Genomic DNA, 230 nt, shown 5'->3' with positions numbered 1-230 from the left:
ACGCCCCCGCTACGAATGAGGGCGATGCCGGCTCCTCCAGGGAGAATCCTCTCCCCATCGGCTCGGAGATCACGACGAAGGACTGGAAGGTCACCGTCAACTCCGTCGACCTCAATGCGGATGAGAAGGTTGCCGCCGCAAGCGATTTCAACGAGCCGGCCACGGATGGCTTCTCCTATGTTCTTATCAACATAACGGCCACCTACCTCGGCAATGACTCCCAGGGTCAG

1 pseudogene is annotated in these 230 nt (G+C 59.6%); it reads left to right on the top strand.

Annotation, left to right across the window (positions count from 1 at the left end):
* Positions 1–230: pseudogene (locus QP381_RS09575) on the top strand (hypothetical protein); the annotation flags it as partial.

It is taken from the genome of Pauljensenia sp. UMB6358, from assembly GCF_030216865.1.
Taxonomy (GTDB): domain Bacteria; phylum Actinomycetota; class Actinomycetes; order Actinomycetales; family Actinomycetaceae; genus Pauljensenia; species Pauljensenia turicensis_A.
Note: the sequence above shows the minus strand (reverse complement) of the source record. Positions and strands in the feature narration are given on the sequence as shown.